The sequence below is a fragment of the Curtobacterium sp. VKM Ac-1393 genome, assembly GCF_015350995.1.
Lineage (GTDB): Bacteria > Actinomycetota > Actinomycetes > Actinomycetales > Microbacteriaceae > Curtobacterium.
Genome location: NZ_JADKRW010000003.1, coordinates 180,590 through 204,189 on the forward strand (window position 1 = coordinate 180,590; position 23,600 = coordinate 204,189).

General features: G+C 70.9%; 24 protein-coding genes and 1 tRNA gene. 13 read left to right on the forward strand and 12 right to left on the reverse strand.

The genetic code is table 11. From position 1 onward, the window contains the following. The first annotated feature begins 105 nt into the window (after nt 1-105). A complete protein-coding gene (locus ITJ59_RS07985) occupies nt 106-1,101 on the forward strand; it encodes an alpha/beta hydrolase (RefSeq protein WP_194650577.1) in 996 nt (331 codons plus the stop codon). 9 nt (nt 1,102-1,110) lie between these two features. Then, complete coding sequence (locus ITJ59_RS07990) at nt 1,111-1,422, forward strand: hypothetical protein (RefSeq protein WP_194650578.1); 312 nt, start codon at nt 1,111-1,113, stop codon at nt 1,420-1,422. Nucleotides 1,423-1,585: 163 nt separating this feature from the next. On the opposite strand, the gene ITJ59_RS07995 is transcribed toward ITJ59_RS07990, so the two are convergent. The 7 genes from ITJ59_RS07995 to ITJ59_RS08025 all read right to left on the reverse strand — a co-directional run bounded on the left by ITJ59_RS07995 (nt 1,586) and on the right by ITJ59_RS08025 (nt 7,017). Next, a complete protein-coding gene (locus ITJ59_RS07995) occupies nt 1,586-2,143 on the reverse strand; it encodes a TetR family transcriptional regulator (RefSeq protein ID WP_194650579.1) in 558 nt (185 codons plus the stop codon). After that, the gene (locus ITJ59_RS08000; protein ID WP_194650580.1) at nt 2,140-2,991 is read right to left on the reverse strand and encodes an MBL fold metallo-hydrolase; all 852 of its coding nucleotides are present in this window, start codon (nt 2,989-2,991) and stop codon (nt 2,140-2,142) included. The genes ITJ59_RS07995 and ITJ59_RS08000 overlap by 4 nt, the downstream gene beginning before the upstream one ends. Beyond that, nucleotides 2,988-3,716 carry an alpha/beta fold hydrolase gene (locus ITJ59_RS08005; RefSeq protein WP_194650581.1) on the reverse strand — a complete coding sequence of 243 codons (729 nt, stop codon included), beginning with the start codon at nt 3,714-3,716 and terminating at the stop codon, nt 2,988-2,990. Before ITJ59_RS08005 ends, ITJ59_RS08000 begins: the two co-directional genes overlap by 4 nt. A gap of 38 nt (nt 3,717-3,754) precedes the next feature. Next, a complete protein-coding gene (locus tag ITJ59_RS08010) occupies nt 3,755-4,126 on the reverse strand; it encodes a VOC family protein (RefSeq protein WP_194650582.1) in 372 nt (123 codons plus the stop codon). A gap of 107 nt (nt 4,127-4,233) precedes the next feature. After that, nucleotides 4,234-4,941 (reverse strand): helix-turn-helix transcriptional regulator, encoded by a 708-nt coding sequence (locus ITJ59_RS08015; RefSeq protein WP_194650583.1) that lies wholly within the window; start codon nt 4,939-4,941, stop codon nt 4,234-4,236. After that, entirely contained in the window at nt 4,938-5,438 is a 501-nt protein-coding gene (locus tag ITJ59_RS08020) for an AAA family ATPase (protein WP_194650584.1), read from the reverse strand. The genes ITJ59_RS08015 and ITJ59_RS08020 overlap by 4 nt, the downstream gene beginning before the upstream one ends. A gap of 97 nt (nt 5,439-5,535) precedes the next feature. Then, nucleotides 5,536-7,017: a mannitol dehydrogenase family protein gene (locus ITJ59_RS08025; protein ID WP_194650585.1), complete on the reverse strand. Its 1,482-nt coding sequence runs from the start codon at nt 7,015-7,017 to the stop codon at nt 5,536-5,538. Between the two features lie 160 nt (nt 7,018-7,177). Between ITJ59_RS08025 and ITJ59_RS08030 the strand changes: the two genes are divergently transcribed. From ITJ59_RS08030 to ITJ59_RS19595, 6 genes are all read left to right on the forward strand, one after another. Further along, the gene (locus ITJ59_RS08030) at nt 7,178-7,816 is read left to right on the forward strand and encodes a TetR/AcrR family transcriptional regulator (RefSeq protein WP_194650586.1); all 639 of its coding nucleotides are present in this window, start codon (nt 7,178-7,180) and stop codon (nt 7,814-7,816) included. Nucleotides 7,817-7,891: 75 nt separating this feature from the next. Continuing rightward, nucleotides 7,892-10,549 carry an MMPL family transporter gene (locus ITJ59_RS08035; protein WP_194650587.1) on the forward strand — a complete coding sequence of 886 codons (2,658 nt, stop codon included), beginning with the start codon at nt 7,892-7,894 and terminating at the stop codon, nt 10,547-10,549. 291 nt (nt 10,550-10,840) lie between these two features. Further along, nucleotides 10,841-11,281 carry a MarR family winged helix-turn-helix transcriptional regulator gene (locus tag ITJ59_RS08040; RefSeq protein ID WP_194650588.1) on the forward strand — a complete coding sequence of 147 codons (441 nt, stop codon included), beginning with the start codon at nt 10,841-10,843 and terminating at the stop codon, nt 11,279-11,281. A 51-nt stretch (nt 11,282-11,332) separates the two neighbouring features. Continuing rightward, on the forward strand, nt 11,333-11,545 hold the full coding sequence (locus ITJ59_RS08045) for a hypothetical protein (RefSeq protein WP_194650589.1): 213 nt from the start codon (nt 11,333-11,335) through the stop codon (nt 11,543-11,545). 41 nt (nt 11,546-11,586) lie between these two features. Further along, complete coding sequence (locus tag ITJ59_RS08050) at nt 11,587-12,675, forward strand: alkene reductase (protein ID WP_194650590.1); 1,089 nt, start codon at nt 11,587-11,589, stop codon at nt 12,673-12,675. Between the two features lie 246 nt (nt 12,676-12,921). Further along, entirely contained in the window at nt 12,922-15,048 is a 2,127-nt protein-coding gene (locus ITJ59_RS19595) for an acyltransferase family protein (protein ID WP_194650591.1), read from the forward strand. 113 nt (nt 15,049-15,161) lie between these two features. Here ITJ59_RS19595 and ITJ59_RS19785 read toward each other — a convergent pair whose 3' ends face one another. After that, the gene (locus tag ITJ59_RS19785) at nt 15,162-15,236 is read right to left on the reverse strand and encodes a hypothetical protein (RefSeq protein WP_416354859.1); all 75 of its coding nucleotides are present in this window, start codon (nt 15,234-15,236) and stop codon (nt 15,162-15,164) included. Between the two features lie 209 nt (nt 15,237-15,445). Here ITJ59_RS19785 and ITJ59_RS08065 point away from each other — a divergent pair, with 209 nt between their 5' ends. Next, nucleotides 15,446-15,733, forward strand: coding sequence for a DUF4190 domain-containing protein (locus tag ITJ59_RS08065; RefSeq protein WP_194650593.1), 288 nt, complete (start codon nt 15,446-15,448; stop codon nt 15,731-15,733). 54 nt (nt 15,734-15,787) lie between these two features. On the opposite strand, the gene ITJ59_RS08070 is transcribed toward ITJ59_RS08065, so the two are convergent. Beyond that, a complete protein-coding gene (locus tag ITJ59_RS08070; protein WP_228511252.1) occupies nt 15,788-16,162 on the reverse strand; it encodes an HIT family protein in 375 nt (124 codons plus the stop codon). A gap of 37 nt (nt 16,163-16,199) precedes the next feature. Between ITJ59_RS08070 and ITJ59_RS08075 the strand changes: the two genes are divergently transcribed. Further along, a complete protein-coding gene (locus ITJ59_RS08075) occupies nt 16,200-16,361 on the forward strand; it encodes a hypothetical protein (protein ID WP_194650595.1) in 162 nt (53 codons plus the stop codon). Nucleotides 16,362-16,540: 179 nt separating this feature from the next. On the opposite strand, the gene ITJ59_RS08080 is transcribed toward ITJ59_RS08075, so the two are convergent. From ITJ59_RS08080 to ITJ59_RS08090, 3 genes are all read right to left on the reverse strand, one after another. Continuing rightward, nucleotides 16,541-16,613 (reverse strand) — tRNA-Arg (locus ITJ59_RS08080). A gap of 103 nt (nt 16,614-16,716) precedes the next feature. Further along, nucleotides 16,717-17,502 carry a dienelactone hydrolase family protein gene (locus ITJ59_RS08085; protein ID WP_194650596.1) on the reverse strand — a complete coding sequence of 262 codons (786 nt, stop codon included), beginning with the start codon at nt 17,500-17,502 and terminating at the stop codon, nt 16,717-16,719. 28 nt (nt 17,503-17,530) lie between these two features. After that, entirely contained in the window at nt 17,531-18,952 is a 1,422-nt protein-coding gene (locus ITJ59_RS08090; protein ID WP_194650597.1) for a glucose-6-phosphate dehydrogenase, read from the reverse strand. A 76-nt stretch (nt 18,953-19,028) separates the two neighbouring features. Between ITJ59_RS08090 and ITJ59_RS08095 the strand changes: the two genes are divergently transcribed. The 3 genes from ITJ59_RS08095 to ITJ59_RS08105 all read left to right on the forward strand — a co-directional run bounded on the left by ITJ59_RS08095 (nt 19,029) and on the right by ITJ59_RS08105 (nt 23,506). Next, on the forward strand, nt 19,029-20,186 hold the full coding sequence (locus tag ITJ59_RS08095; RefSeq protein WP_194650598.1) for a Gfo/Idh/MocA family protein: 1,158 nt from the start codon (nt 19,029-19,031) through the stop codon (nt 20,184-20,186). Next, nucleotides 20,183-21,106, forward strand: coding sequence for a sugar phosphate isomerase/epimerase family protein (locus ITJ59_RS08100; protein ID WP_194650599.1), 924 nt, complete (start codon nt 20,183-20,185; stop codon nt 21,104-21,106). The genes ITJ59_RS08095 and ITJ59_RS08100 overlap by 4 nt, the downstream gene beginning before the upstream one ends. 66 nt (nt 21,107-21,172) lie before the next feature. Further along, complete coding sequence (locus tag ITJ59_RS08105; RefSeq protein ID WP_194650600.1) at nt 21,173-23,506, forward strand: bifunctional metallophosphatase/5'-nucleotidase; 2,334 nt, start codon at nt 21,173-21,175, stop codon at nt 23,504-23,506. Nucleotides 23,507-23,600: the final 94 nt, after the last annotated feature.

Here is a 23,600-nt window from a genome sequence, read left to right on the forward strand (position 1 = left end):
GGTACGGAGACCGCCGTGCCCACCGCATCGCCGTCGCAGCCGATCTCCGTCGGGCGGCCGTGGTACCCCGGTACCACCCGCAGCGGCGGCGGATACGGTGGGCGCATGGCCGAGCAGGGGTGGCACGAAGACGTCCTCGGGGCGCCCTTCGAGCGACTCGAACTGCCGCTCGGCACCGACTCCGAGGGAGCCGTCGTCGCCACGCTCGTGCGACGCCGGCACACCCCGACGGACCTGCTCCTGCACGGCCGCGGGCCGCTGCACGGCGTCGACGTGCTGTACGTGCACGGGTGGTCGGACTACTTCTTCCAGGTTGAGTTGGCGGAACGGGTCGAACGGCTCGGCGCCCGCTTCCATGCGCTGGACCTGCGGAAGTACGGCCGGAGCCTCCGCCCGCACCAGACCCCTGGTGACGTGGACGACCTGGCTGTCTACGACGAGGACATCGCAGCAGCACTCGACGCGGTCTCCGCCGAGCACCCCGGCCCCGGCAGGCGCCGACTGGTCGTGATGGGGCACTCCACCGGCGGGCTGACGCTGTCGCTGTGGGCTGCGCGGCACCCCGAGCTCGTCGACGGGGTGGTGCTGAACAGTCCGTGGCTCGAGTTCCAGGCGACCGCCGTCGGCCGAGCACTGGTCGCGCCGGTCATCAAGCTCGGTGCCAGGCGGAATCCCCTCGCTCCGATGCCGGCCGTCGACCCCGGCTTCTACACGCGCACCGTGTCGGCCGCGGGCGAGGGATCGTGGACGTACGACCAGCAGTGGCGGCCGGACCGGGGGTTCCCGTTGCACCCGGGGTGGCTCGCCGCGATCTTCGACGGGCAGGAGACGGTGGAGCGCGGGCTCGGCATCCGGGTCCCCGTGCTCGTCATGCTCAGCGAAAAGAGCATGTTGCAGCCCCGGTGGGACCCGGGCATGGCGCACGCCGACGTCGCGCTGAACGTCGACACGGTGGCCCATCGCGCCCTGTCACTCGGAAACGAGGTGACGGTCCGTCGACTGCCGGGAGCCGTGCACGACGTGGTGCTCTCCGCACCCGACGTGCGGGAGCAGGCGTACGACGCGATCGGCCGCTGGGCCACGACGCTGCACGCCCGCTAGCGTGACGGCATGACCGAGCGCTCCGTCCGGCTGACCCGGCTCGACACGTACTGGGTCGACCACACGGAGCACGGTCGCATCGGGGTCGTCCGGTTCGAGGACCTGGAGGACCCGGTCCCGCTGTTCGACCTGCGCATCGCGGGTGCGTTCCGCGGCCGCGGGCTCGGCGTCCCGACGCTGCGCGGTGGCCGATCGCGGGCGGCCGGGCGGTCGCCTCGGTCGGCTACGGGATCCTGCGCCACGACTGGGAGACGGGCGAGACGACACCGGTGCCGTGGGACGACGACGTGCTTCCTGACGGCTGACGGTCCTGGTTCGTGATCTGCGGACTTCGTGAACCAGAACCGTTATCGCACCAGACGAACGTGCTCCCTCCGCGCAGCGCGTCCTGCGTCGCGACGCAGAGCGGACGGGAGGCCCGGGTGCCGCCCGCCACGGGCCTCCCGCCCGCCAGGTTGGTGCGTCCAGGGCGCGACGCGCGCGCTCAGCTGCCGGTGGCCGTCCGCAGCGCGGCGCAGGTCCGGCGGAACGCCGCGCTGAGCGACTCCCCTGCTGGACGTTCCGCCCACTCGTCGAACGCGGCGCGCAGCGCGAGCAGGGCCAGCGGCACCGCGAACCGGTCGGCGCCGCCCCAGGCACGGTGCAGCGCCAGCGTCTGCGCGGCGTCCCGCTCGAGGACCGCGGACAGCAGCGCCGGATCGGCGACGAGCAGCGCGCGCACCCGGACCAGGCGGTCGAGGTCGTCGGGGCGATCGCGTTCGAACGTCCCGAGGACGCCGGCGATCACGTCGGCCAACGCGACGAAGGCCACCGGACCGGTCACCGCAGCGGAAACGGCATCGTGGACGTCGCGGGAGACGAACAGGAACGCATCGACCTTCGAGGCGCAGTACCGGAAGAACGTGCGCTCGGTGGTGCCGGCCGCGGCGGCGATCTCGACCCCCGTGACGGCGTCGAACCCGCGGGCACCGACCAGCCCGACCGCGGCTTCCTCGATGGACCGTTCCGTCGCTCGACGGTTCTGCGCCCGGACCCCGGTCACGACGCCGACCGCGCGGACACCTGCTCGCGCTGCCAGAGCGCCGGCAGCCGGAGGGCGACACCGTCGGCGTCCGCCAACCGCGTGAACTCCCGCATCGTGACGTCGAGCCGGTCGAGCTTCTTCGGCAAGGGTGCGAGCGGACGGGTCAGCGGACGCCAGAACGCGTCCCAGTGCACCGGTCGGACGACGCTCGGCCGCAGGGTGCCGACGGTCTCGTGCCAGTACTGCTCGATCCAGGCCGTCGGCTTCGCACCGGCGCCGCCGGCACCCAGGTAGAGCGTGTCCACCTGCAGGCCCGCGAACGATCCGGGGATGAAGTTCGCCGTCGGGTGGACCAGCACCGATCCGTCCGCGTGCTCGAACAGGAACGAGAAGCACCCACCGGTGCGGAAGTCGCGCATCCGTGCCGGCAGGCTGACCGGCTCGGTGATGTCCCCGGGGACCGCGTCGCCGTCGCTGTGCAGTGCGTGCAGCGGGGTGACCGTGAAGGCTCCCACCGAGAACGATTGACGGTCGTGGAGCTCTCGGAAGGGCACACGGTCGAGCCCGTAGCCGGTGGCGATCATCCGGGTGGACGCCGAGCCGCCGAGTTCCGCGCCGGTCCGGTCGGCGACCACCGGGGCGTCGAGGGCGTGGTCGGCGTGCGAGTGCGAGACGAGCACGGCATCGAGGCGGTCGACGTCGAACCGGGCGAGCGCGTCCTCGATCCGGGTGACCTCGGGGCGGAGCCGGCCGAGCATCAGCCGCAGGAACGCGGGGCGGCTGAAGAAGCCGTCGACGAGCAGCGAGGTCGTGCCGTCGGAGACGAGGACGTTGGAAACCCCGCCGAACACCGTGGTGACGCTCATGCGTGCGCCCCGCCGAGCACGTCGTCGAGCAAGCGCATCGTGCGGGCTGCGTCCTCCATCGCGAGGTCGTGGTGCACCCCCGAGACCCGTTCGACGTCCCACCCGAGGCGCTCGTACAGGGGCACCTCGGCCGCCGGTACCACGTGCCGTCCGTCGTCGGTGAGCACGAGCGTCGACGGCACGAGCGGAGCGGTCGGCGCCACCGGGGTGGTCGCGACCTCACGCAGGACGTCCCGCAGCATCGTGCGGTCCCAGTGCCGGTGGCTCTCCTCTGCCAGCGCGACGTTCTCCGGGCCCCAGCGCGGATCGGTGCGGTCGTAGGCCCTCACGAGCAGCGGCTGCAGCCCGGGCAGCGCCCAGAACGCCCGCCCGAGCACGCTCCGCCCCGGCGCCCGCAGGTGGAAGCCGGGGTCGAGGTACACCGCGCGGGCCGGGCGCAACCGGTCGACGGCGTCGAACAGCACTCGTCCGCCGAGCGAGTGTCCGACGACGGCGTCGAGGCCCTGCGGCAGCGTCTCGGCGAGGTCGTCGGCGAACGCGGCGAGTGTGTACAACGCGGCACGGTCGCTCCCGCCGTGACCCCGCAGGTCCGGCACGAGGAACGTGTACCGCTCCGGATCGGCGTGGGACACGAGGTCACGCCAGACCAGGGTCGAGCCGAGGATCCCGTGCACGAGTCCGACCCGGACCGGGCCATGCCCGTGCGTTTCGACGTGGAGCTGCATGCGCACTCGTTTCTGTCAGTGACTGACAGAATACACGGTCAAGCGGGGCGGCTGAAGAGGTTCACGAGGTTGCCGTCGGGGTCACGGAACAGCGCCGATCGGTTTCCCCAGGGCATCGTCGTCGGCGGCAGCACCACGTCGTCGAGGTCACCACGCAACCCCGCGAACACGGCGTCGACGTCGTCCATCACGAACTCGAGGAACACGCCGCCGTTCGTGCGGGGCTCCGGCGCGACCGGTCCGAGCATCGCCACGGTCGCCGGGGTCGCGAGGGCGAGCACGGCGCCGCCGGTCACGATCTCGGCGAAGACGGGTGCGGGCAGCCGCGCCTCGGTCCCGGTGACGCGTTCGTAGAACCGCACCATCCCGTCGAGGTCGTCGGTGATGATCCGGATCGATGCGAACTGCATGGGATGCCCTCCTGGCCGGCCACCGTGACCGGACTCGTCGAGCATGCGCGACCACCGCGACACCGTCCTGTCGGTGTTACGGCGAACCGGGAGACGGATCGGGCACCTCAGTCCCCGAGCAGGTCTCCGAGCACGGGGCGCAGGACACCGTGCGGGATGTCGAGTTCGTCGAGTCGGACCACTCGGGGCGGTGCCTGTTCGTCGGTCTCCTCGACCGCCAGCACCCGGTCTCCACGGAAGGCACGGACGCCATCGCGCAACCGGCACCACGCGACCAGGTACCAGTCCTCGCCCTTCCCGATGTACCCGAGCGGTTCGACGACGCGATCGGTCTCCGCGCCCGCTGCGTCGCGGTACCGCATCCGGACGACGCGCCCGCCCGTCAGCGCACCGGCGAGCGCCGTGGGAGCAGGCGTGCGCTCCCCCGACTCCAGCAGGTGCACGCGGCTCGCGAGTCGCGCTGCCCGTCGGGCGTCGTCCTCGGCGAGCACCGCGGTGACCTTGCGGGCAGCGCTGCGAGCCGCGTCACGGAACGGGCTGGAGCCGAGCGTGCCGAGGCCGATCGCCACCGCGAGCGCTTCGTCGACGGTCAGTCCGAGCGGCGGGAGCGTCGCACGGGCGTCGATCGTGTACCCGCCGGTCCGCCCCGGCTCGGCCCAGATCGGCACCCCGGCTCGCTGCAGGGACAGCAGGTCCCGCTCGACCGTGCGCACACTGACCCCGAACAGCTCGGCGAGTCGGCGCGCGCTCCGCAGCGCGGGCGCAGCGGCGCGGAGCTCCTCGACGAGCGCGTACAGGCGGTCGGTCCGGTTCACGACGGAGCACGCAGCCAGTCGACGACCCGCAGGAGCGCTGGGTCGTAGCCGTCGGTCGTGTCGACGTCGAGGCGTGGGACCCCGAGGTCGAGCGGCTCGGTGACGACCGGCGCGTTGCGCGCCACCCGGTCGTTCAGCTCCTGCTGGTGACCGCGGGCGACGAACCGGTCGAACGCCAGCGCGGATCGGCAGTGCACGTTCCGCACGTCCCCGGCCGACACCAGGGCAGAGCGCACGTCAGCCTCGGACTGACCGCGGTACAGCGTCGCGTCGGCGATGACGCTGCACCCGGCTACCGCGAGGTGCGCCGTCACGGTCCAGAACAACCGGACGCCGTGCGGCACGACATCGTCGCGACCGAGGTCGGCGCCGGCCATCAACCCGGCGTACAGCTGGTCGCGGTCGACGCGCGGCCAGCCGAGTTCGGCGGCGAGCGCCGACGCGAGCGTCGTCTTGCCGCTCCCGGGAGCGCCACTGATGAGCGCGATCGTCGCCATGGTCTCGACGCTACCGGGCAGCGGACGGGAGGCCCGTGGCGGACACGGCCACGCGCCTCCCGGCCGCCATCGGCTCACGCGCAGGGCACGACTCGCGTCAGGAACGCGACAAGCGTTCGACCGTGGCGTGGGCGCCGTCGGCGATGAGCCCGTCGAGGGCGTCGCGGTACGCGGCGACGAACCGTTCGTCGTCGATCAGGTCGCCGAAGACCTGCCGGTTCGCGATGAAGGCGAGCCGGTCGTCGCGCTGGGTCAGGGCGATGCGGTGCAGCGACTCGGCCAGGCGGTCGACGATCTCGATCGGCTCACCGGACTCGTCCGTGCCCTCGTCGTACCGCGCCCACGACGCGACGATGCCAGCGGACAGCGTGACGGGCCGGCCGGCGGCGAGGTTGTCGCGGACCACGGGCAGCAGCCACTTCGGGATCCGGTCGCTCGACTCGGCGCACAGCCGGGCCAGGGTGTCGCGGACCTCGGGGTTCTGGAAGCGCTCGATGAGGGTGGACTTGTAGTCCTCGAGGTCGATGCCGGGCACGGGGTGCAGGGTCGGCGAGCCCTCTTCGTCCATGTAGCGGCGCAGGAACGCGGCGATCGTCGGGTCCTGCGTGGCCTCGTGCGCGTAGCGGTACCCGGACAGGTACCCGAAGTAGCACAGGCCCTGGTGCGAGGCGTTGAGCAGCCGGAGCTTCATCAGCTCGTACGGCTCGACGTCCTCGACGAGCTGCACGTCGGCGTCCTGGTACGGCGGGCGCCCGGCGGGGTGGTCGTCCTCGAGGACCCACTGGAAGAACGGTTCGGCGACGACGGGCCAGGCGTCCTCGATGCCGAGCTCGTCGCGGACCCAGGCGCGGTCCTCGTCGGCGGTGACCGGGGTGATGCGGTCGACCATCGAGTTCGGGAACGACACGTGCTCGTCCAACCAGTCGGCGAACGCCGGGTCCTGCAGGCGGGCGTAGGCGGTGAACATCTCGCGGGCGACGTGGCCGTTGCCCTGGATGTTGTCGCACGACATCACGGTGAAGGGCTGCTGGCCGCGGTCGCGACGACGACGGAGGGCTTCGACGACGAGGCCGAACACGGTGCGGGGCGGTCCGTCGCCGCGCAGGTCGGCCGCGACGCCGGGCTCGTCGGCGACGAACTCGCCGGTGACGTGGTCGAAGTTGTAGCCGCCCTCGGTGATGGTCAGGCTGACGATCTTGGTGTCGGGATGCGCCATCTTCTCGACGACGGCGTCGGGGTCGTCGACCGCGAGCAGGTAGTCGACGATGCTGCCGACGACCCGGGACTCACGGGTGCCGTCCGGGTGCTTGAGGACGAGCGTGTAGAGCCCGCCCTGCTCGGCCATCGCGGTGGCCATCCGGCGGTCCTGCTCGAGGACGCCGACGCCGCAGATGCCGTACTCGCGGGCCTCACCCCGCTGCAGGAGCCGGTCGATCACCATCGCCTGGTGCGCGCGGTGGAAGCCGCCGACGCCGAAGTGCACGATGCCGGCGGTGATCCCGTCGCGGTCGTAGGTCGGGACGGCGACGCCGCTCGCGGCGATCTCGGCGAGGGTCTCCGGGGACAGGCGGACGGGCATCGAGTACTCCTTCGTACGGCGGTCGTGCTGGCGGCAGTGCTGGGCCCAGTCAACCACGGGCACATCTGTTCAGAACCGTGTTTCCACTGCGGGGTACGAACCTGAGGATGCACTCGTAGTCGTTGCACCGAGTGCATCGATGCACCTAGTGTTCTCGTTCGTGACCCTCACGACCGACCGCCGCGCCGCCCTCAAGGCGAAGCACCGTGCGGCGATCCTGCAGGCCGCTCGTGACCTGATCGACGAACGCGGCGGCCGCGAGTTCAGCGTCGACGACCTGGCAGCTCGGGCCGACATCGCCCGGCGCACGGTCTTCAACCACTTCGCCTCGCTCGACGAGGTCCTGCTGGCCGTGTGCGAGCAGGAACTGTCCGTGATCATCGACCGGTTCCTCGCCGACATGGCACGCACCCCGGTCGGCGACGGTAGCCGCGCCTCGATGTTCGACGAGCTCGAGTCAGCAGCACGCGGTGCCGACCTGGCGTCGGCGATCTCGAGCATGTACCGGATCCTCGGCGACCCTGGCAAGGACGACCCGAAGGCAGCGGTCCTCACGCAGACGGCGTTCTCACGGGTCACCGAGCGACTCCGCGACGAGGTCGCACGCCGCTACCCGGCCGCCGACCCCCTCGACGCCGCCCTGCTCGTCGAGTCGCTGATGAGCGGCATCGTCGTGATCGCGGAACACTGGCTGACCACCGACGGCCCCGCGATCGACGACCGCTCCGTCGCGGCCTGGGACGCCCTGCTCGCACGACTCGTGCACAGCGTCCGCAGCGGCTACATGCCCACCGACTGACACTTCCCTCCCCAGGGGTCCACCGGCGCACCCCGCACCACACAGCACCTGCAACGAAAGGAACGGGGCAACCGCATGGCCGGTCTCCTCTACCGTCTCGGACGGTTCTCCGCACGACGCCACTGGCTCGTGATCATCACCTGGGTGGTGATCATGGCCGTCGCCGGCGTCACCTACACCCTGTTCGCCGGGACGATCTCGTCCGCGATCTCCATCCCGAACACCAAGACCAGTCAGGTGCAGGACGAGCTCGCCGACAAGTTCCCGTCCGCGAACGGCGGCAACGGCACCATCGTCTTCGAGACGAAGGACGGCAAGGCGTTCTCGTCCTCGCAGCAGTCCGAGATCGGCGACTTCCTGACCAGCCTCGAGAAGCTCGACGGCGTCAAGGGCACGACGAGCGGCTTCGACACCCAGGACCAGCTCGACGAGCAGCGCCAGAAGATCGTCGACGGTCGCAAGGAGATCAGCGACGGCCGCGCGAAGCTCGAGACCGGCCAGGACCAGCTCGACGCCCAGAAGGCGCAGCTGACCTCCGGCAAGCAGCAGATCGAGGACGCGCAGGACCAGCTCGACGCGAAGAAGGCCCAGGCCGAGGCCGCCGGCGCAGCGCTCCCCGCAGCGCAGGCACAGGCCGCAGCGGCGCAGCTCCAGCAGGCCCAGGCGCAGATCAAAGCGCAGCAGGCCCAGCTCGACGCCGGCGAGCAGCAGATCGCCGACGCGCAGAAGACGATCGACACGAACTCGAAGAAGCTCGACGACAGCGCCGAGGAGCTGGAGCAGGGCTCGAAGCTCCTCGACCTGTCGAAGGACGTCCGCTTCGTGTCGTCGAACGGCAGCGCCGCCATCGGCACCGTCCAGTTCACGAAGTCGACCTACGAGGTCCCCGCCGACACGAAGACCACCATCGCGGACGACGCTGACTCGGCCGACATCAGCGGCGTGAACGTCTACGTGTCGAACGACATCGCGCAGGGCGTGCCGTCGATCCTCGGCCCGGGTGAGATCGTCGGCGTGATCATCGCAGCGCTCGTGCTCTTCCTGATGCTCCGGACGATCATCGGCGCCGCGATCCCGCTCGTCAGCGCCGTGCTCGGCGTGGGCGTGGCCTCGCTCGCCTCGCTGTCGTTCTCCGGCCTGGTCGAGTTCATCTCGGTCACGCCCGTGCTGGGGGTGATGCTGGGCCTGGCGGTCGGCATCGATTACTCGCTGTTCATCCTGAACCGGCACCGCACGCAGCTGAAGCAGGGCATGCAGGTGCACGAGTCGATCGGGCTGGCGAACGGTACCTCCGGCAACGCCGTGGTCTTCGCGGGTGCGACCGTCATCGTCGCGCTGCTCGCGCTGAACATCACCGGCATCCCGTTCCTCGGGCTCATGGGCACCGTCGGTGCGGTCGCGGTGCTCTTCGCGATCCTCATCGCCACCTCGTTCACGCCGGCACTGCTGTCCGTCATCGGCATGCGGATCCTGCGGAAGAAGGAGCGCACGACGATCGGCAACACCGGCTCGACCCGGGTGCCGAACAAGCCGATGAAGACCTGGCGCGCGATCGTCACGCTCGTCGCCGGTGTCGCCGTGCTCGGTGTCATCGCGCTCCCCGCGACGCAGATGCGCCTCGGCCTGCCGAGCGGTTCGTCCGAGGCGGTGGACTCGAGCCAGTACAAGGCCTACAAGACGCTCGAGAAGGAGTTCGGCGCCGGCCAGAACGGCCCGCTGCTCGTCGTCGCGACGCTGCCGGAGTCGATCAGCAAGTCCGACGTCACCGCGACCGAGGTCACCATCGGCGAGGCCCTGGCGAAGAACGACGACGTCAAGGCCGTGCTGCCGATCGGTACCTCGTCGGCCCGCGACATCATCGCGTTCCAGGTGAAGCCCGGCGGCGGTCCGGACAGCGTCTCCACCGAGAACCTCGTGAAGGACCTGCGCGAGCAGACGGTCACGACCGACGACGGCAAGGTCACACTCGGCGTCGCCGGCAACGCGTCCGCCAACATCGACGTCTCCGAGAAGCTGTCGAACGTGCTGCCGCTCTACCTCGTGGTGGTCGTCGGCCTGTCGCTCATCATCCTGATCATCGTGTTCCGGTCCTTCCTGGTGCCGATCACGGCGACGGCGGGCTTCATCCTGTCGGTGATGGCGTCCTTCGGTGGGCTGACCGCGATCTACCAGTGGGGCTGGCTCGGCTCCGTGTTCGGCGTGCACGACCCGGCGCCGATCCTGAGCTTCCTGCCCATCATCGAGATCGGCATCCTGTTCGGCCTGGCGATGGACTACCAGCTGTTCCTGGTGTCCGGCATGCGTGAGGCCTACGCGCACGGCGCCTCGGCGAAGGTCGCGGTCCAGCGCGGGCTGCACGCCGGTCGCGCGGTGGTCACGGCAGCGGCGATCATCATGATCTCGGTGTTCGCGGGCTTCATCTTCTCGGACTCCTCCACCATCAAGCCGATCGGCTTCGGGCTGGCGTTCGGTGTGCTCATCGACGCGTTCGTCGTCCGCATGCTGCTGATCCCGGCCGCGATGCACCTGCTCGGCCAGAGCGCGTGGTGGTTCCCGAAGTGGCTCGACCGGATCGTGCCGGACGTCGACGTCGAGGGCGCCAAGCTCGAGCGGTCGCACCCGACCTCCGGTCAGCCCGGGCACGAGGACACCCGCACGGGGTCGCACGCGCTCCCCGTGGCGCCGGACGCAGGCGCGCACGACTCGGGGCACCCGCCCGCGCACCGCGCGTAGTCGACGTCCCCAGCCTGGAGGCCCGGGGCCGGTCCACGAGACTGGCACCGGGCCTCCCGTGCGTGCGCCCACCGCGCGCGGCCGACGCCGACCCGCGACCCGGAGCGACATCCTCGATGTCGTACGACGTCGAGGACGTCGCAAGCCCGCGCCTGCAACTGTTGCGGCCGCGCCAGTGCGACAAGGTCGATGTCGCACGACGTCGAACTTGTCGCACCGACCCACGCACACCGACCCGCGCCACCCACAGGAACCCGGGAACACTTCGTGCGCGAACGGTATCGTGGGCGCATGACCGCCGCACCGGACCCGCTCGCCCTCGACCGGCAGCTCTGCTTCGCCCTCGCGGCCACGAGCCGGAGCGTCATCGGGCTCTACCGCGACCTGCTCGAACCGATGGGGCTGACGCACCCGCAGTACCTCGTGATGCTCGCGCTCTGGGAGCAGGACCCCCGGTCGGTGCGCGAGATCGCCGGTGAGCTCCGACTCGACTCGGCGACCCTGAGCCCACTGCTCAAGCGCCTCGAGGCCTCGGGCTACGTCCGCCGGACCCGCAGCGCCGCCGACGAACGACAGCTCGAGGTCTCGCTGACCACGGCCGGGCGAGCACTCCGCGACCGAGCTCGATCCGTCCCGCTGGCGGTCGCGGACCGGCTCGGATGGCCCCTGGAGCGACTCGAAGCCCTCAAGGACGACCTGACCGAGCTGCTGGAACGCGTCGACCAGGTGTAATCCCGGGCCGATGGTGCCATAATGGTTCGTGCACGAACGAAAGGATGCACCGTGGGTCGCTTCGGCAAGTGGTACGAACGGTGGAACACGACGCTCATCAACAAGATGGGCCCGTCGCAGATCGGCGCCGGACGCCCCGAGGGCATCGACGACCGCACGATCGACCGGGGGTGCCCGATCTGCGGCAAGCCCCTCTCGCAGCACCAGGTGATCCGACCCGAGGGCCAGGTCCGCTCGTCGACGCTGGTGTGCCCGCGCGACTGACCGAGGGAATTGCACGGGGCAACACGACGTTGCACCCCCTCGTGAAGCTCTTCGAACCCACCTCCTTCGGCGCCCTGCGCCTGTCGAACCGCGTCGTCATGGCCCCGCTCACGCGCACCCGCGCCGGCGAGCACGGCATCCCGAACGACCTGCTCGTCGAGCACTACCGCCAGCGCGCGGGTCTCGGCATGATCATCACCGAGGGCACCTGGCCCGTGCAGGAAGGCCGCTCCTACCCCGGGCAGCCCGGCATCGAGACCGACGAGCAGATCGCCGGCTGGCGCCGCGTCGCCGACGCCGTGCACGCCGAGGGCGGCACCATCGTGATGCAGCTCATGCACGGTGGCCGGGTCTCGCACCCCGACATCTCGCAGACGCCGCGCATCGTCGCCCCGAGCGCCATCGCCGCTCCCGGACAGACCCACACCGCGACCGGCAAGGCCGACATGCCCGTCCCGCACGAGCTGACCACCGCCGAGGTCCAGGACGCCGTGCAGGGCTTCGTCCAGGCCGCCCGCAACGCGATCGCCGCCGGCATCGACGGCGTCGAGGTCCACGGCGCCAACGGCTACCTGGTGCACGAGTTCATGTCGCCGGTCTCGAACACCCGCACCGACCAGTACGGCGGCTCCCCGGAGAACCGTGCGCGCTTCGCGGTCGAGGTCACGACCGCCGTCGCCGAGGCCGTCGGCGCCGACCGCACCGGCATCCGCCTGTCGCCCGAGCACGGGATCCAGGGCGTGCTCGAGGACGACGCGGCCGACGTCCACGCCACCTACACCGCCATCGCCGAGGGCCTCGCGCCGCTCGGCCTGGCCTTCATCGACGTCCTGCACGCCGAGCCGACCGGTGACCTCGTACAGCACATCCGCCGCACCGCGGGCGCCCCGTTCGTCGTCAACTCGGGCTTCTCGGCGCAGACCACCCGCGACGAGGCGATCGCGCTCGTCGACGCCGACCACGCCGACGCCGTCGCCGCGGGCCGCCCGGCCATCGCGAACCCGGACCTCGCACACCGCTGGGAGCAGGACGCGGAGCTCAACGAGGCACGCCCGGAGCTGTTCTACGGCGCGACCGCCGAGGGCTACACGGACTACCCGTCGCTGGCCGAGGTGCGCGCGACCGTCTAGGGCCCACGAGGGTCCAAGACACCCCCGACCGCGTTCCGCCGAAGTTCCGCGACACCCCGCCCGGGTTCCGCCGAGGTTCCGATCGGCGCGCCGCGCGCGCGTGAGGTTCCGAGATCTCGGAACCCCGCGGGACGGGGTGGGCGCGACCCACTGACGGACGGGAGGCGCGGTGCGGGTCCGCACCGCGCCTCCCGTCTTCTCGCATCCCGCCGCAGGGCGTGACCTGCTTCTCGTAGGATCGTCGCAGTGAACACTGCAACGCCGGGCGAGCGGGGCCCCGCGCACCGCGCGCGCGACACGACGCGGTGGGACATCCAGGGGCTCCGCGCGTTCGCGGTGCTGGCGGTCGTCGTGTACCACCTGTGGCCGCACGCCCTGCGGGGCGGGTTCGTCGGCGTCGACGTCTTCTTCGTGATCTCCGGCTTCCTGATCACCGGGCTGCTGCTGCGCGAACAGCTCGCGACCGGGCGGATCCACCTCGGCCGGTTCTGGTCACGCCGAGCGAAGCGGCTGCTGCCGGCCGCGCTGCTGACGATCCTGACCACCGGCGCCGCCGTCCTGGTGGCCGTCCCGAGCACACTGTGGGCGCAGTACGGCCGCGAACTCATCGCGTCGACGGTCTACCTGCAGAACTGGGAGCTGGCGGCGAACTCGGTCGACTACCTGGCCTCGGCCGACGACCCCTCACCGTTCCAGCACTTCTGGTCGCTGTCGGTCGAGGAGCAGTTCTACATCGTCCTGCCGCTGCTGCTCATCGGACTGGCGGTCGCCGTTCGCGGGCGGCTCTCCACGCTGACCACCGCACGGCTGCTGCTCGGATCCGTCGTCGTGCTGTCGCTGGTGTGGAGCATCGTGCAGACCACCACGAACCCCGGCGTCGCCTACTTCTCCACGGGCACCCGGGCGTGGGAGTTCGCACTCGGCGGGCTCGCTGCGACCGTGCACCTGCCCGAGGTCCGCACCGAGGTCGCCCGGCGGGTCCGCGTGATCCTGACGAGCACCGGCGCCGTCGCGCTCGTCCTGTCGCTCGTCGTCATCGGTCCGGGCACGCCGTTCCCCGGCATCGCTGCGCTGCTCCCCGTCGCCGGCGCCACCCTCGTGGTGCTGTTCGGCGGTCGCACGGTGTTCGAGTCGATCGGGGCACTCGGCCCGGTCGCGTTCACCGGCCGGATCTCGTACGCGCTGTACCTGTGGCACTGGCCGCTCGTCGTGATCCTGCCGATCATGCTCGGTCGCCCGCTCGACTGGGCGACCAGCACATCGGCGCTGCTCGTCTCGGTCGGGCTCGCCGCCGCCACGACCATCTGGTTCGAGGAACCCGTCCGGTTCTCGACCTGGCTGCGCGACCTGCGGCCCCGCGGGGTCGTCGCACTCGGGTTCATCTGCACCTTCACGGTCGTCACCCTCGGCACCTCGACGCTGACCGCGGTCTACGTGCAGGAAGTCCACGCCGAGGGCGTCACCAAGCAGCTCACGAAGCAGCTCGCCGCTGAGCGCGCGAAGCAGGACGAGTCCTGCATCGGAGCCGCCGCCCGGATCAGCAGCGCCGACCCCTGCGTCGACCCGGAGCTCGCCGACGTGCGCGTCCCCGCCCCCGCGTCGGCCGAGCAGGACGACGCGAACCGCCCGGAGTGCTGGAAGGGCAGCTTCACCACGTGTGTGCTCGGCAAGGCGACCGGGTGGTCCAAGCACCTCATCGTCATCGGCGACTCGCACAGCAACGCGCTGCTCGGTGCGTACGAGAAGATCGCCGACGACAACGGGTGGCGGATCGACCTGGCGGGCAACGGTGGCTGCTACCTGACGACCGCCCAGCAGGACTCCGTCAGTCCCGCCGCCATGCGCGGCTGCAACGCCTGGAAGCACGCGGCGATCGACTACGTCCGTGCCCACCGTGACGCCGACGCCCTGGTCGTCACCCACTCGGCGACGCAGATGCCGGTGAGCCTGCCACCCGGCAGGAGTCGCGACATCGCCACCCGCAACGGACTCGTCGACGCGTGGGAGCAGGCCGCCGGCGACGAGCTGCCGGTCATCGCGATCCGGGACAACCCGGTCCCCCGACCCGACGTCGTCACGTGCGTGGGCAAGATGTCCGGGCCGACGAACGCGTCGTGCGACCGGCCGCGTTCCGAAGCCCTGGCGCAGACCGACTCGACGATCGAGGCGGTGCGGGCGTTCACGGCGGCCGGAGGACGTGCGGCTGCGATCGACCTGACCGACTACTACTGCACCGAAACGACCTGCCCGGCCGTGATCGGTGGGGTGCTGGTCTACCGGGACACGACCCACGTCACGGCGACGTGGGCGATGTCGTTGGAGCCGTACCTGGAGCGGGCGCTGCAGCGGAGGCTCGAGGCGCTCGGGCGCTGAGCTGAGCGATACTCTCGACGACGTGAACAACGGTTGGCGTGACGGCATCTTGGTCGTCTGGCTCGTGTCCCTGCTCGTGTCGATCGCCCTGTGGGTATCAACGGCCGTCATCCTCAGCAAGGGTGCGGACGGGGTGGACCTGCTGCCACTCGTGCCCATCCTGGAGCAGACAGCAGAAGCGGTGACAATCGGTTGGTTCGTATCGCTGTTGCTGTGGCTCACGGTGAGCGCCGTCGTGAAGGAGCACCACAAGGATCGACAGCAGGCCGCGCGGGAGCGCTGAGCGGGCGGGACGGGCACCCGAACGCGGGCTCTCCGCTGCGGGCGGCACCGCTCTACGCTTGGCCCGAACCTCGCACGCAGCTCGCCACGTGCGCCAACTGAACGGAAGACATTCGTGACCGACCTCGCCCCCGCCAGTTCCGGACCCGACGCCGACACGGCGGCCGTCCTCGCGCCGCTGAGCTTGCTCGCCGTCGTGGCGATCGCCCTGGCCTTCGTCGCGCCGATCGGCGGCGTCGTCGTCGGGTTCATCGCGCGGCACGAGGTCCGACGGACCGACGAGCGTGGGGACGGCCTGGCGTTCGCAGCCATCCTGATCGGCGCGACGCTCACGCTGTTCGGACTGCTCGTCCCAGGAGCCCTCGCGTTGTCCGGCCTCATCGGTACGACGATCCGGCTCTGAGCCGGACGGGGCGCCCCGTCCGCCGTCCCGGCCGCTGATGCCTGGCCCCTGCGCTCAGTAGTGGCCGCGGCCGATGACCGCGTGGCGTACCCCGCCCGCCGGCGCCGGCACATCGCCGGCGAAGCGCGGGATCACGTGCAGGTGGGCGTGGAACACGGTCTGGCCAGCGGCGGATCCGTCGTTGAACCCGACGTTGTAGCCGTCCGGGTGGTGCTGCTCGTCGAGGCGGGCCTTCAGCAGCGCCACCATCCGGGTCATCGCGGAGAGCTCGTCCTCGGTCGCGTCGAACCAGCTCGTGATCCACCGCTTCGGGATGACATGGGTGTGACCGGGTGACACCGGATGCGCATCGAGCACGGCGAACACGAGATCGTCGTCGGTGACCCAGCGGTCGCACGGGATCTGTTCGAACACGGACGTCGTCGTCATGTCCCCCATCCAACCCTCGTCGTGCTTCACTCAGACCATGACCACTGCGACCGTCCTCGCATCGTGCGTCGATGCGTCCGTCGACTGCCACGACACCTCGTCGATCGACCTGCTCCCCGAGCTCGTCGTCATCGTGCTCGTCGTCGTCGCGCTGGTCGTCCTGGGGATCGCGCTGCTCGGGCGACGGCGACGGCGCTGACGGGTCCGTCGAGTGAGCAGAAGACGACGGGTGACGTCACTGCAGGCGTCGTCTTCTGCTCATTCGACGGTGCACAGCCGCACGCGCGAAGCCGTCGCATCAACCAACGACGACGAAGGCCCCGGCGGAACCCGCCGGGGCCTTCGTCTGTTCGGTGTCATGCCGTTCAACCGTCACTGTGCGCTCGAAGGGACTCGAACCCCCAACCTTCTGATCCGTAGTCAGATGCTCTATCCATTGAGCTACGAGCGCGTGGCTTTTGCGGCCGTGGAAGACTCTACAACAGGTGCGGCCAGGGCGCCAATCGAGGCCGTCCGACCGCTCCACGCGGCGTGTCGCGAATCCGCTCCCACCGTCAGAGCGCGGCGGCCTCCTCGCCGAACACCTCGGCCAGGAACACCTGCAGCGCCTGCCACGAGCGACGGTCGGCGCGCTCCTGGTACTGGGCACCGTGGTCGGGCGCATCGGTCCCGGGGACGGCGAACGCGTGCATCGCGCCGGCGTACGTGACGACCTGCCAGTCCACCCCGGGCTCGGTGCGCATCTCGTCCTGCCAGGCGTGCACGGCCTCGTCGGGCACGACCGGGTCCGCTCCCCCGGTCAACACGAGCAGCTTCGCGCGGATCGCCGATGCGTCGGCGGGGTCGTGGGTGATGAGTCCGCCGTGGAACGACACCGCGCCGACCAGATCGGCGCCGGTGCGGGCGAGCTCGATCGCGGTGGAGCCGCCGAAGCAGTACCCGATGACGACGATGCGCGATGGATCGACGTCGGGGTCCTGGCGCAGTCGCTCGAGGCCGGCGGTCGCACGGGCGCGGAGCAGCGGCAGGTCCTGGTAGTACGAGCCGGCGACCTGCCCGGCGGTGTCGTCCCCGGGCCGGACGCCGGCGCCGTAGATGTCCGCGCCGAAGGCCACGTAGCCGAGCCGGGCGAGCATCGTCACCCGCGCCTGCACGTGCTCGTTCACGCCGTGCCAGTCGTGCACGACCAGGACGGCGGGACGGGGCCCGGAGATCGCTGTGTCCTTGGCGAGCACACCGAGCAGCTCGGTGCCCTCGTGGTCGTAGCGGACGTCGTCGACACGGATGTCGGCGCCGGCGGGTTCGGGAACGGTCTGCAGGACGTCGTCGATGGTGGTCACGTCATCAGACGCTACGCCGCCGTCGGTCTCAGGCCTCGATGTTGTCCCAGCCGTCGGGGCCGTTCGAACCCGCCGGGTACTCGTCGAGCGGGGTCGTGCCGGCCTTCCACGCCTCCAGGAACGGACCGACGACCTTCCATCCCTGCACGGCGCTGTCGCCACGGACGGACAGGGTCGCGTCGCCCTCGAGCACACCGGCGAGGACCTCGCCGTAGGCGCTCAGCCGCCCGGGGTTGAACGTCGTCTCGAGGCTGGTGCGGTCGATCGTGTACGGGTCGCCTGGCCCGTTCACGTTGAGTTCGAGCTGCATCTCGTCCGGGGCGATCCAGATCCGCAGACGATCCGGCTGCGCGGCACCGGTCAGGCCGACCGGTACCTGCGGCGAGTCCTTGAAGGTGATGACGATCTCGCGACGTTGCTTCGCGAGGGCCTTGCCCGACCGCAGGGTGAACGGCACCCCGGCCCAGCGCCAGTTCGCGATCTCCAGGGTGAGCTGTGCGAGGGTCTCGGTGCCGAGCGACGGGTCGACGCCGTCCTCGTCGGCGTACGACGGCAGCTGTCGGTCGCCGACCTTCCCCGCGGTGTACCGGGCGCGCTTGCCGGCGGCGACGACGTCCCCGCCCCACGGCCGGACGGCACGCAGGACGAGTTCCTTCTGGGTCCGCAGGTCGTCGGCGTCGATGGACGCCGGTGCCTCCATCGCGACGACCGCCATGACCTGCAGCAGGTGGCTCTGGATCATGTCGGTGAGGGCACCGGCCTTGTCGTAGTAGCGGGCACGCCCCTCGAGCCCGAGGGTCTCGTCGTACACGATGTCGACGCGCTCGACGTGCTGCGACGACAGCAGCGGCTCGATGATGCGGTTCGCGAAGCGCAGCCCGATCAGGTTGAGCACCGTCGACCGGCCGAGGAAGTGGTCGACCCGGTGGATCCGCTCCTCGGGGATGAACGAGTGCAGCAGGTCGTTGAGGTGCTCCGCGCTGTCGGCGTCGGTGCCGAACGGCTTCTCGAGCGCCAGGCGGGTGCCCTTCGGCAGGTCGAGGCGGGCGAGCTGTTCGCAGCTCTTCTCGGTGACGGCCGGCGGCAGCGCGAAGTAGATCGCCGGGTCGTGGTCGCAGGCGTCGAGCAGCGCGCGCAGGTCGTCGGGGCTCGTGACGTCGGCCTTGCGGTAGGACGACGCGTCGACGACCGCCTGCAGTCGCTCGGACAGCGACGACTCGCCCGCTGCGCCCTCGTCGCCCTCGTTCTTCGACGCCTGCGCGTTCTCGAAGGACTCGCGCACCTGCGCCTTCCAGTCGGCGTCGGACAGGTCCTCGACGCCCGCGCCGAGGAGCTGGACGTCCCAGTCGTCCTTGACCTCGAGCAGGGTCGCGAGACCCGGCAGGAGCAGGCGCTTGGACAGGTCGCCGCTGGCTCCGAGGATGAGCAGGCTGGTCTGGAGGCTCGACATGCCCCCGACCGTACTCATCGGCCCCGGTGGATGGCCGGGCCGCTACGGTGGTGTCAGTCCGGCGCGAGGGAGCACCATGAGCAGTGGGTACGAAGGACGACGCCTGCGCGTCGTCGTGGTCGGCACGGGCATGATCGCGGGTGTCCACGCCCGCGCGGCCCGGGCTGCTGGTGCCGAGGTGCTCGGTGTGCTCGGGCGGAATGCGTCCCGCTCCGAGCAGGTCGCGGCGCAGCTCGACCTGCCGCGCGGGTACGCCTCCCTCGACGACGTCATCGCGGACGCCCCGGACGTCGTGCACATCTGCACGCCGAACGACCAGCACCACCCGCAGGCCATGGCGGTGATCGCCGCCGGCATCCACGTGGTGTGCGAGAAGCCCCTCGCGATCGACCCGGCCCAGGCCGCCGAACTCGTCGCCGCTGCGGCGGACGCCGGGGTCGTGGCCACCGTGCCGTTCGTGTACCGGTACCACCCGATGGTCCGCGAGATCCGCGCGCGCATCGCCGACGGTGAACTCGGCCGGCTGCTGGCGGTGCACGGGCACTACCTGCAGGACTGGATGCTCGACGAGGACGCCTCGAGCTGGCGGGTCGACCCGACCTCGAGCGGGTTGTCCCGGGCGTTCGCCGACATCGGTTCGCACTGGTGCGACCTGGTCGAGTTCGTCACCGGCGAGCGCTTCACCTCGGTGTCCGCCGCGACCGACATCGTCTACCCGACCCGGCCCGCCGCCTCGGGTCCGTCGTTCTCCGGGTCCCCCGATCCGGACCCGGTCGCCGACGCAGCCGAGCGGGCCGAGGTCACCACCGAGGACACCGCGGTCGCGACGTTCCGCACCGGCACCGGTCGCATCGGCAACGTCGTGATCTCGCAGGTGGCCTCGGGCCGGAAGAACCGTCTGTGGTTCGAGGTCGACGGCACCCGCGGCAGCGCGGCGTTCGACCAGGAGCAGCCCGAGTCCGCGTGGTTCGGCAACGAGCGCGGCGCCCAGATCGTCGTCCGCGACCCGTCGCAGGGGTACCCGGACCAACGGCGTCTGGCGATCGTGCCGTCCGGGCACCCGCAGGGGTACCTCGACGCCTTCGCGGCGTTCGTGGCCGACACCTACAGCGCGGTCCGCACCGGCGTCGCCCCCGACGGGCTGCCGACCTTCGCGGACGGTGCCCGCTCCGCCGACATCATCGACGCCGTGATCGGCAGCGCCGCCGAGACCACCTGGCGGGAGATCCCGTGAAGCTCGGCATGCTGACGGCCTGCCTGCCCGGGTGGTCGCTCGACCGGATCGCCGAGTTCGCCGCCGGGCAGGGCTACGAGCGGCTCGAGGTCGGGGTGTGGCCCGGCACCGGCGGACGCGACTTCGAGGCGGCGCACCTGCCCGTGGCGACGTTCACCGACGACGACGCCGCGGCGACCCGCGACCTGCTCGACCGCACGGGGCTCGAGATCTCGGCGCTCGCGTACTACGAGAACAACCTGCACCAGGACCTCGCCCGGCGCGAGGAGATCCGCACCCACCTCAAGCACGCGGTCGATGCCGCGCAGGTGCTCGGTGTGCCGTACGTCGGCACGTTCATCGGCCGCGACAACTCGAAGTCCGTTCGGGAGAACATGCGGATCGGCGACCGGGTGCTGCCCGAACTGGTCGACTACGCCGGCGAGCGCGGCGTGCGGCTGATCATCGAGAACTGCGTGATGGAGGGCTGGCACCCGGACGGCTACCCGGGCAACCTCGCGTACTCCCCCGAGCTCTGGGGTTGGGTCACCGGGCTCGGCTTCGGACTGAACTGGGACCCGTCGCACCTGACCTGGATCGGCATCGACCCCGTCGAGACGATCCTGCCGTTCGCGGAGCACATCGTGCACGCGCAGGCGAAGGACCTCGAACTGTTCCCGGCGAAGCGCAACGAGTACGGGTTCTTCGGCAAGGTCGACAAGGACGACGACCCGTGGGACATGGGCTGGTGGCGCTTCCGGGTGCCGGGCCGTGGCGTCGTGGACTGGCCGCACGTGGTCGACCGCCTGTACGAGGCCGGGTTCGACGGCACGCTGTCGGTCGAGCACGAGGACCCGCTCTGGGGCGGCACGGACGACAAGGTGCTCGAGGGCCTCCGGATCGCACACCGGACCCTCCGCCCCCTCATCGCGCCCATGTGAACGTCGTGTGACGACTTCGGCGTCACACTGGCGGGTCGGCTGTGCGTCCTCATAGGTTCTCGGACGATGAACCTCCACTCCTCTCCGCGCCGCCGACGGCGCATCGCCAGCGGCGCGGCCTTCGCCACCGCGGGTGTGCTCGTCGCACTCTCCGTCCCGTCCACCGCCGTCGCTGCCGAGGGCGACACGACGATCGACATCATCGACGTCAACGACTTCCACGGCCGCATCGAGTCCGAGGGCACCGCCGCCGACAAGGCCGCCGGTGCCGCCAAGCTCGCCGGCGTCGTGCAGTCGTACCGCGAGGCCAACCCGAACACCATCTTCGCCAGCGTCGGCGACAACGTCGGCGCCTCGACGTTCACGTCGCTGATCCAGCAGGACGCTCCGACGATCGACGCGCTCAACGCGATGGACCTCGACGTCAGCGCGATCGGCAACCACGAGCTCGACAAGGGCCAGGACGACCTGACCGGGCGCATCGAGGACCGTGCCGACTGGCCCTACGTCTCGGCGAACATCGTCAAGGCCGGCACCACCGACCCCGCGTTCGCCCCGTACTCCATCGTGGAGAAGGGCGGCGTGAAGGTCGGCTTCATCGGCGCGACCACCGAGGACCTCATCCCCGGGCTCGTCAGCCCCGGCGGCGTCGAGGGCCTCGCGATGGCCCCGATCGTCAGCCAGGTCAACAAGTACGCCGAGCAGCTCACCGACGGTGTCGACACGAACGGCGAGGCCGACGTGCTCGTCCTGCTCGTGCACGAGGGCGCACCGACGAACGCCCTCGCCGACGCGACCGGGTCCGGCGTGTTCGGCACGATCACCTCGGGTGTCTCGTCGAAGGTGTCCGCGATCGTCTCCGCGCACACCCACGCGACCTACAACCACCGGATCGCCGGCCCGGACGGCACGACGCGCCCGGTGATCCAGACCGGTTCGTACGGCGTGAACTACGGACACCTGCAGCTCACCGTCGACGCCGACAAGCAGCTCACCGGGATCACGTCCGAGGTCAAGTCGGTCAACGGCGAGACCCGCGTGCCGGCCGACCCCACCTCGGTGAACGCGGTGGCCGACATCGTGACGGCTGCGAAGGCCGTCGCCGACGTCGAGGGTGGCAAGAAGCTCGGCGAGATCACCGGCGACCTGCGTCGTGCGGTGCAGTCTGACCGCACGTCCGAGAACCGCGGCGGCGAGTCCGCACTCGGCAACTACATCGCCGAAGTCCAGCGCTCAGCCACCGAGCGGAACGGCTCACAGATCGCCTTCATGAACCCCGGCGGGCTCCGCACGGACATGGTCTACGCGTCGAGCGGCGCGGGCGACCCCGACGGCACCGTGACCTACAAGGAGGCCGCGCTCGTCCAGCCGTTCGCCAACACCCTGGTCACCGAGGACATGACGGGCCAGCAGATCAAGAACGCGCTCGAGCAGCAGTGGCAGCCGGACGGGCTCCCGCGTCCGTTCCTGAAGCTCGGCGTCTCGGACGGCTTCGCGTACACCTACGACCCCGCGAAGGGCCGTGGCGAGCGGATCACCGGCATGACCCTCGACGGCGAGTCGATCGCCCTCGACGACACCCTCAAGGTGACGGTCAACTCCTTCCTGTCGACGGGTGGCGACAACTTCGCCGCCTTCGCGACGGGCACGAACATCGCGGACTCGGGCCAGGTCGACCTGCAGGCGCAGGTGGACTACTTCCTGGACAACCCGACCGTCACGCCGCCGTCCGACCAGCGTGCCGTCGGTGCGACGGTCACGCCGACCCCGGCAGGTGGCTTCCAGCCCGGTGACGAGATCACGGTCGCCCTGTCGTCGCTCGTGTTCAGCAGCGACGACCCCGCGAAGGCCGGCACCGTGTCGGTCAGCGCCGGTGACGTCGAACTCGCCAGCACCGAGATCGACCCGACGATCCTCGACACGAACGACGAGCAGGGTCGCGCGACGCTGACCTTCGCCGTGCCGGCCCTCGAGCCGTCGGCGGACGCAGCGACGGTCCGGACGGCTGCCCGTGCCGCCGCCACGACGGACGCACCGCTCGTCGTCACCCTGCCGGGTGGCCAGACGGTGACGCTCGCCGTGACCATCCCGATGGCCGCCGTCGTCGACCCGACGGACCCGACCGACCCCACCGACCCGACGGACCCGGGCACGCCGGGCGCGGGCGGCGGGAACACCCCGGGCGCCGGCACCGGCAACGGCACCGGAACGGGAACGGGAACGGACACGATCAACGACCCGACCGACACCGCGAACGCCGGCGGCGACCTCGCCTACACCGGCGCGGAGCTCGTCGCACCGGCGATCGCCGCCGGCCTGCTGCTCCTGGCGGGCATCGCAGCGCTCGTGGTCGTCCGCCGGAAGCGCGCACGGACCGACGCGAGCGTCCTGACGGACTGACACCGCGCCTCCCGGTCGACACGAACGGGCCGTCCCACCAACGTGGGACGGCCCGTTCCGTCGTTCCGGGAGGCACGGATCGCGTCCGCCGCGC

Excerpts from the sequence above, each read along its gene's own strand:
- ITJ59_RS08070 (WP_228511252.1), bottom strand. The coding sequence starts at position 16,162 with ATGACGACGACGTCCGTGTTCGAACAGATCCCGTGCGACCGCTGGGTC.
- ITJ59_RS08025 (WP_194650585.1), bottom strand. The coding sequence starts at position 7,017 with ATGCCCGTCCGCCTGTCCCCGGAGACCCTCGCCGAGATCGCCGCGAGC.
- ITJ59_RS08040 (WP_194650588.1), top strand. The coding sequence starts at position 10,841 with ATGACCGCCGCACCGGACCCGCTCGCCCTCGACCGGCAGCTCTGCTTC.
- ITJ59_RS07985 (WP_194650577.1), top strand. The coding sequence starts at position 106 with ATGGCCGAGCAGGGGTGGCACGAAGACGTCCTCGGGGCGCCCTTCGAG.
- ITJ59_RS08020 (WP_194650584.1), bottom strand. The coding sequence starts at position 5,438 with ATGGCGACGATCGCGCTCATCAGTGGCGCTCCCGGGAGCGGCAAGACG.
- ITJ59_RS08095 (WP_194650598.1), top strand. The coding sequence starts at position 19,029 with ATGAGCAGTGGGTACGAAGGACGACGCCTGCGCGTCGTCGTGGTCGGC.
- ITJ59_RS08105 (WP_194650600.1), top strand. The coding sequence starts at position 21,173 with ATGAACCTCCACTCCTCTCCGCGCCGCCGACGGCGCATCGCCAGCGGC.
- ITJ59_RS07990 (WP_194650578.1), top strand. The coding sequence starts at position 1,111 with ATGACCGAGCGCTCCGTCCGGCTGACCCGGCTCGACACGTACTGGGTC.
- ITJ59_RS08000 (WP_194650580.1), bottom strand. The coding sequence starts at position 2,991 with ATGAGCGTCACCACGGTGTTCGGCGGGGTTTCCAACGTCCTCGTCTCC.
- ITJ59_RS08035 (WP_194650587.1), top strand. The coding sequence starts at position 7,892 with ATGGCCGGTCTCCTCTACCGTCTCGGACGGTTCTCCGCACGACGCCAC.
- ITJ59_RS08010 (WP_194650582.1), bottom strand. The coding sequence starts at position 4,126 with ATGCAGTTCGCATCGATCCGGATCATCACCGACGACCTCGACGGGATG.
- ITJ59_RS08090 (WP_194650597.1), bottom strand. The coding sequence starts at position 18,952 with ATGTCGAGCCTCCAGACCAGCCTGCTCATCCTCGGAGCCAGCGGCGAC.
- ITJ59_RS08005 (WP_194650581.1), bottom strand. The coding sequence starts at position 3,716 with ATGCAGCTCCACGTCGAAACGCACGGGCATGGCCCGGTCCGGGTCGGA.
- ITJ59_RS08075 (WP_194650595.1), top strand. The coding sequence starts at position 16,200 with ATGACCACTGCGACCGTCCTCGCATCGTGCGTCGATGCGTCCGTCGAC.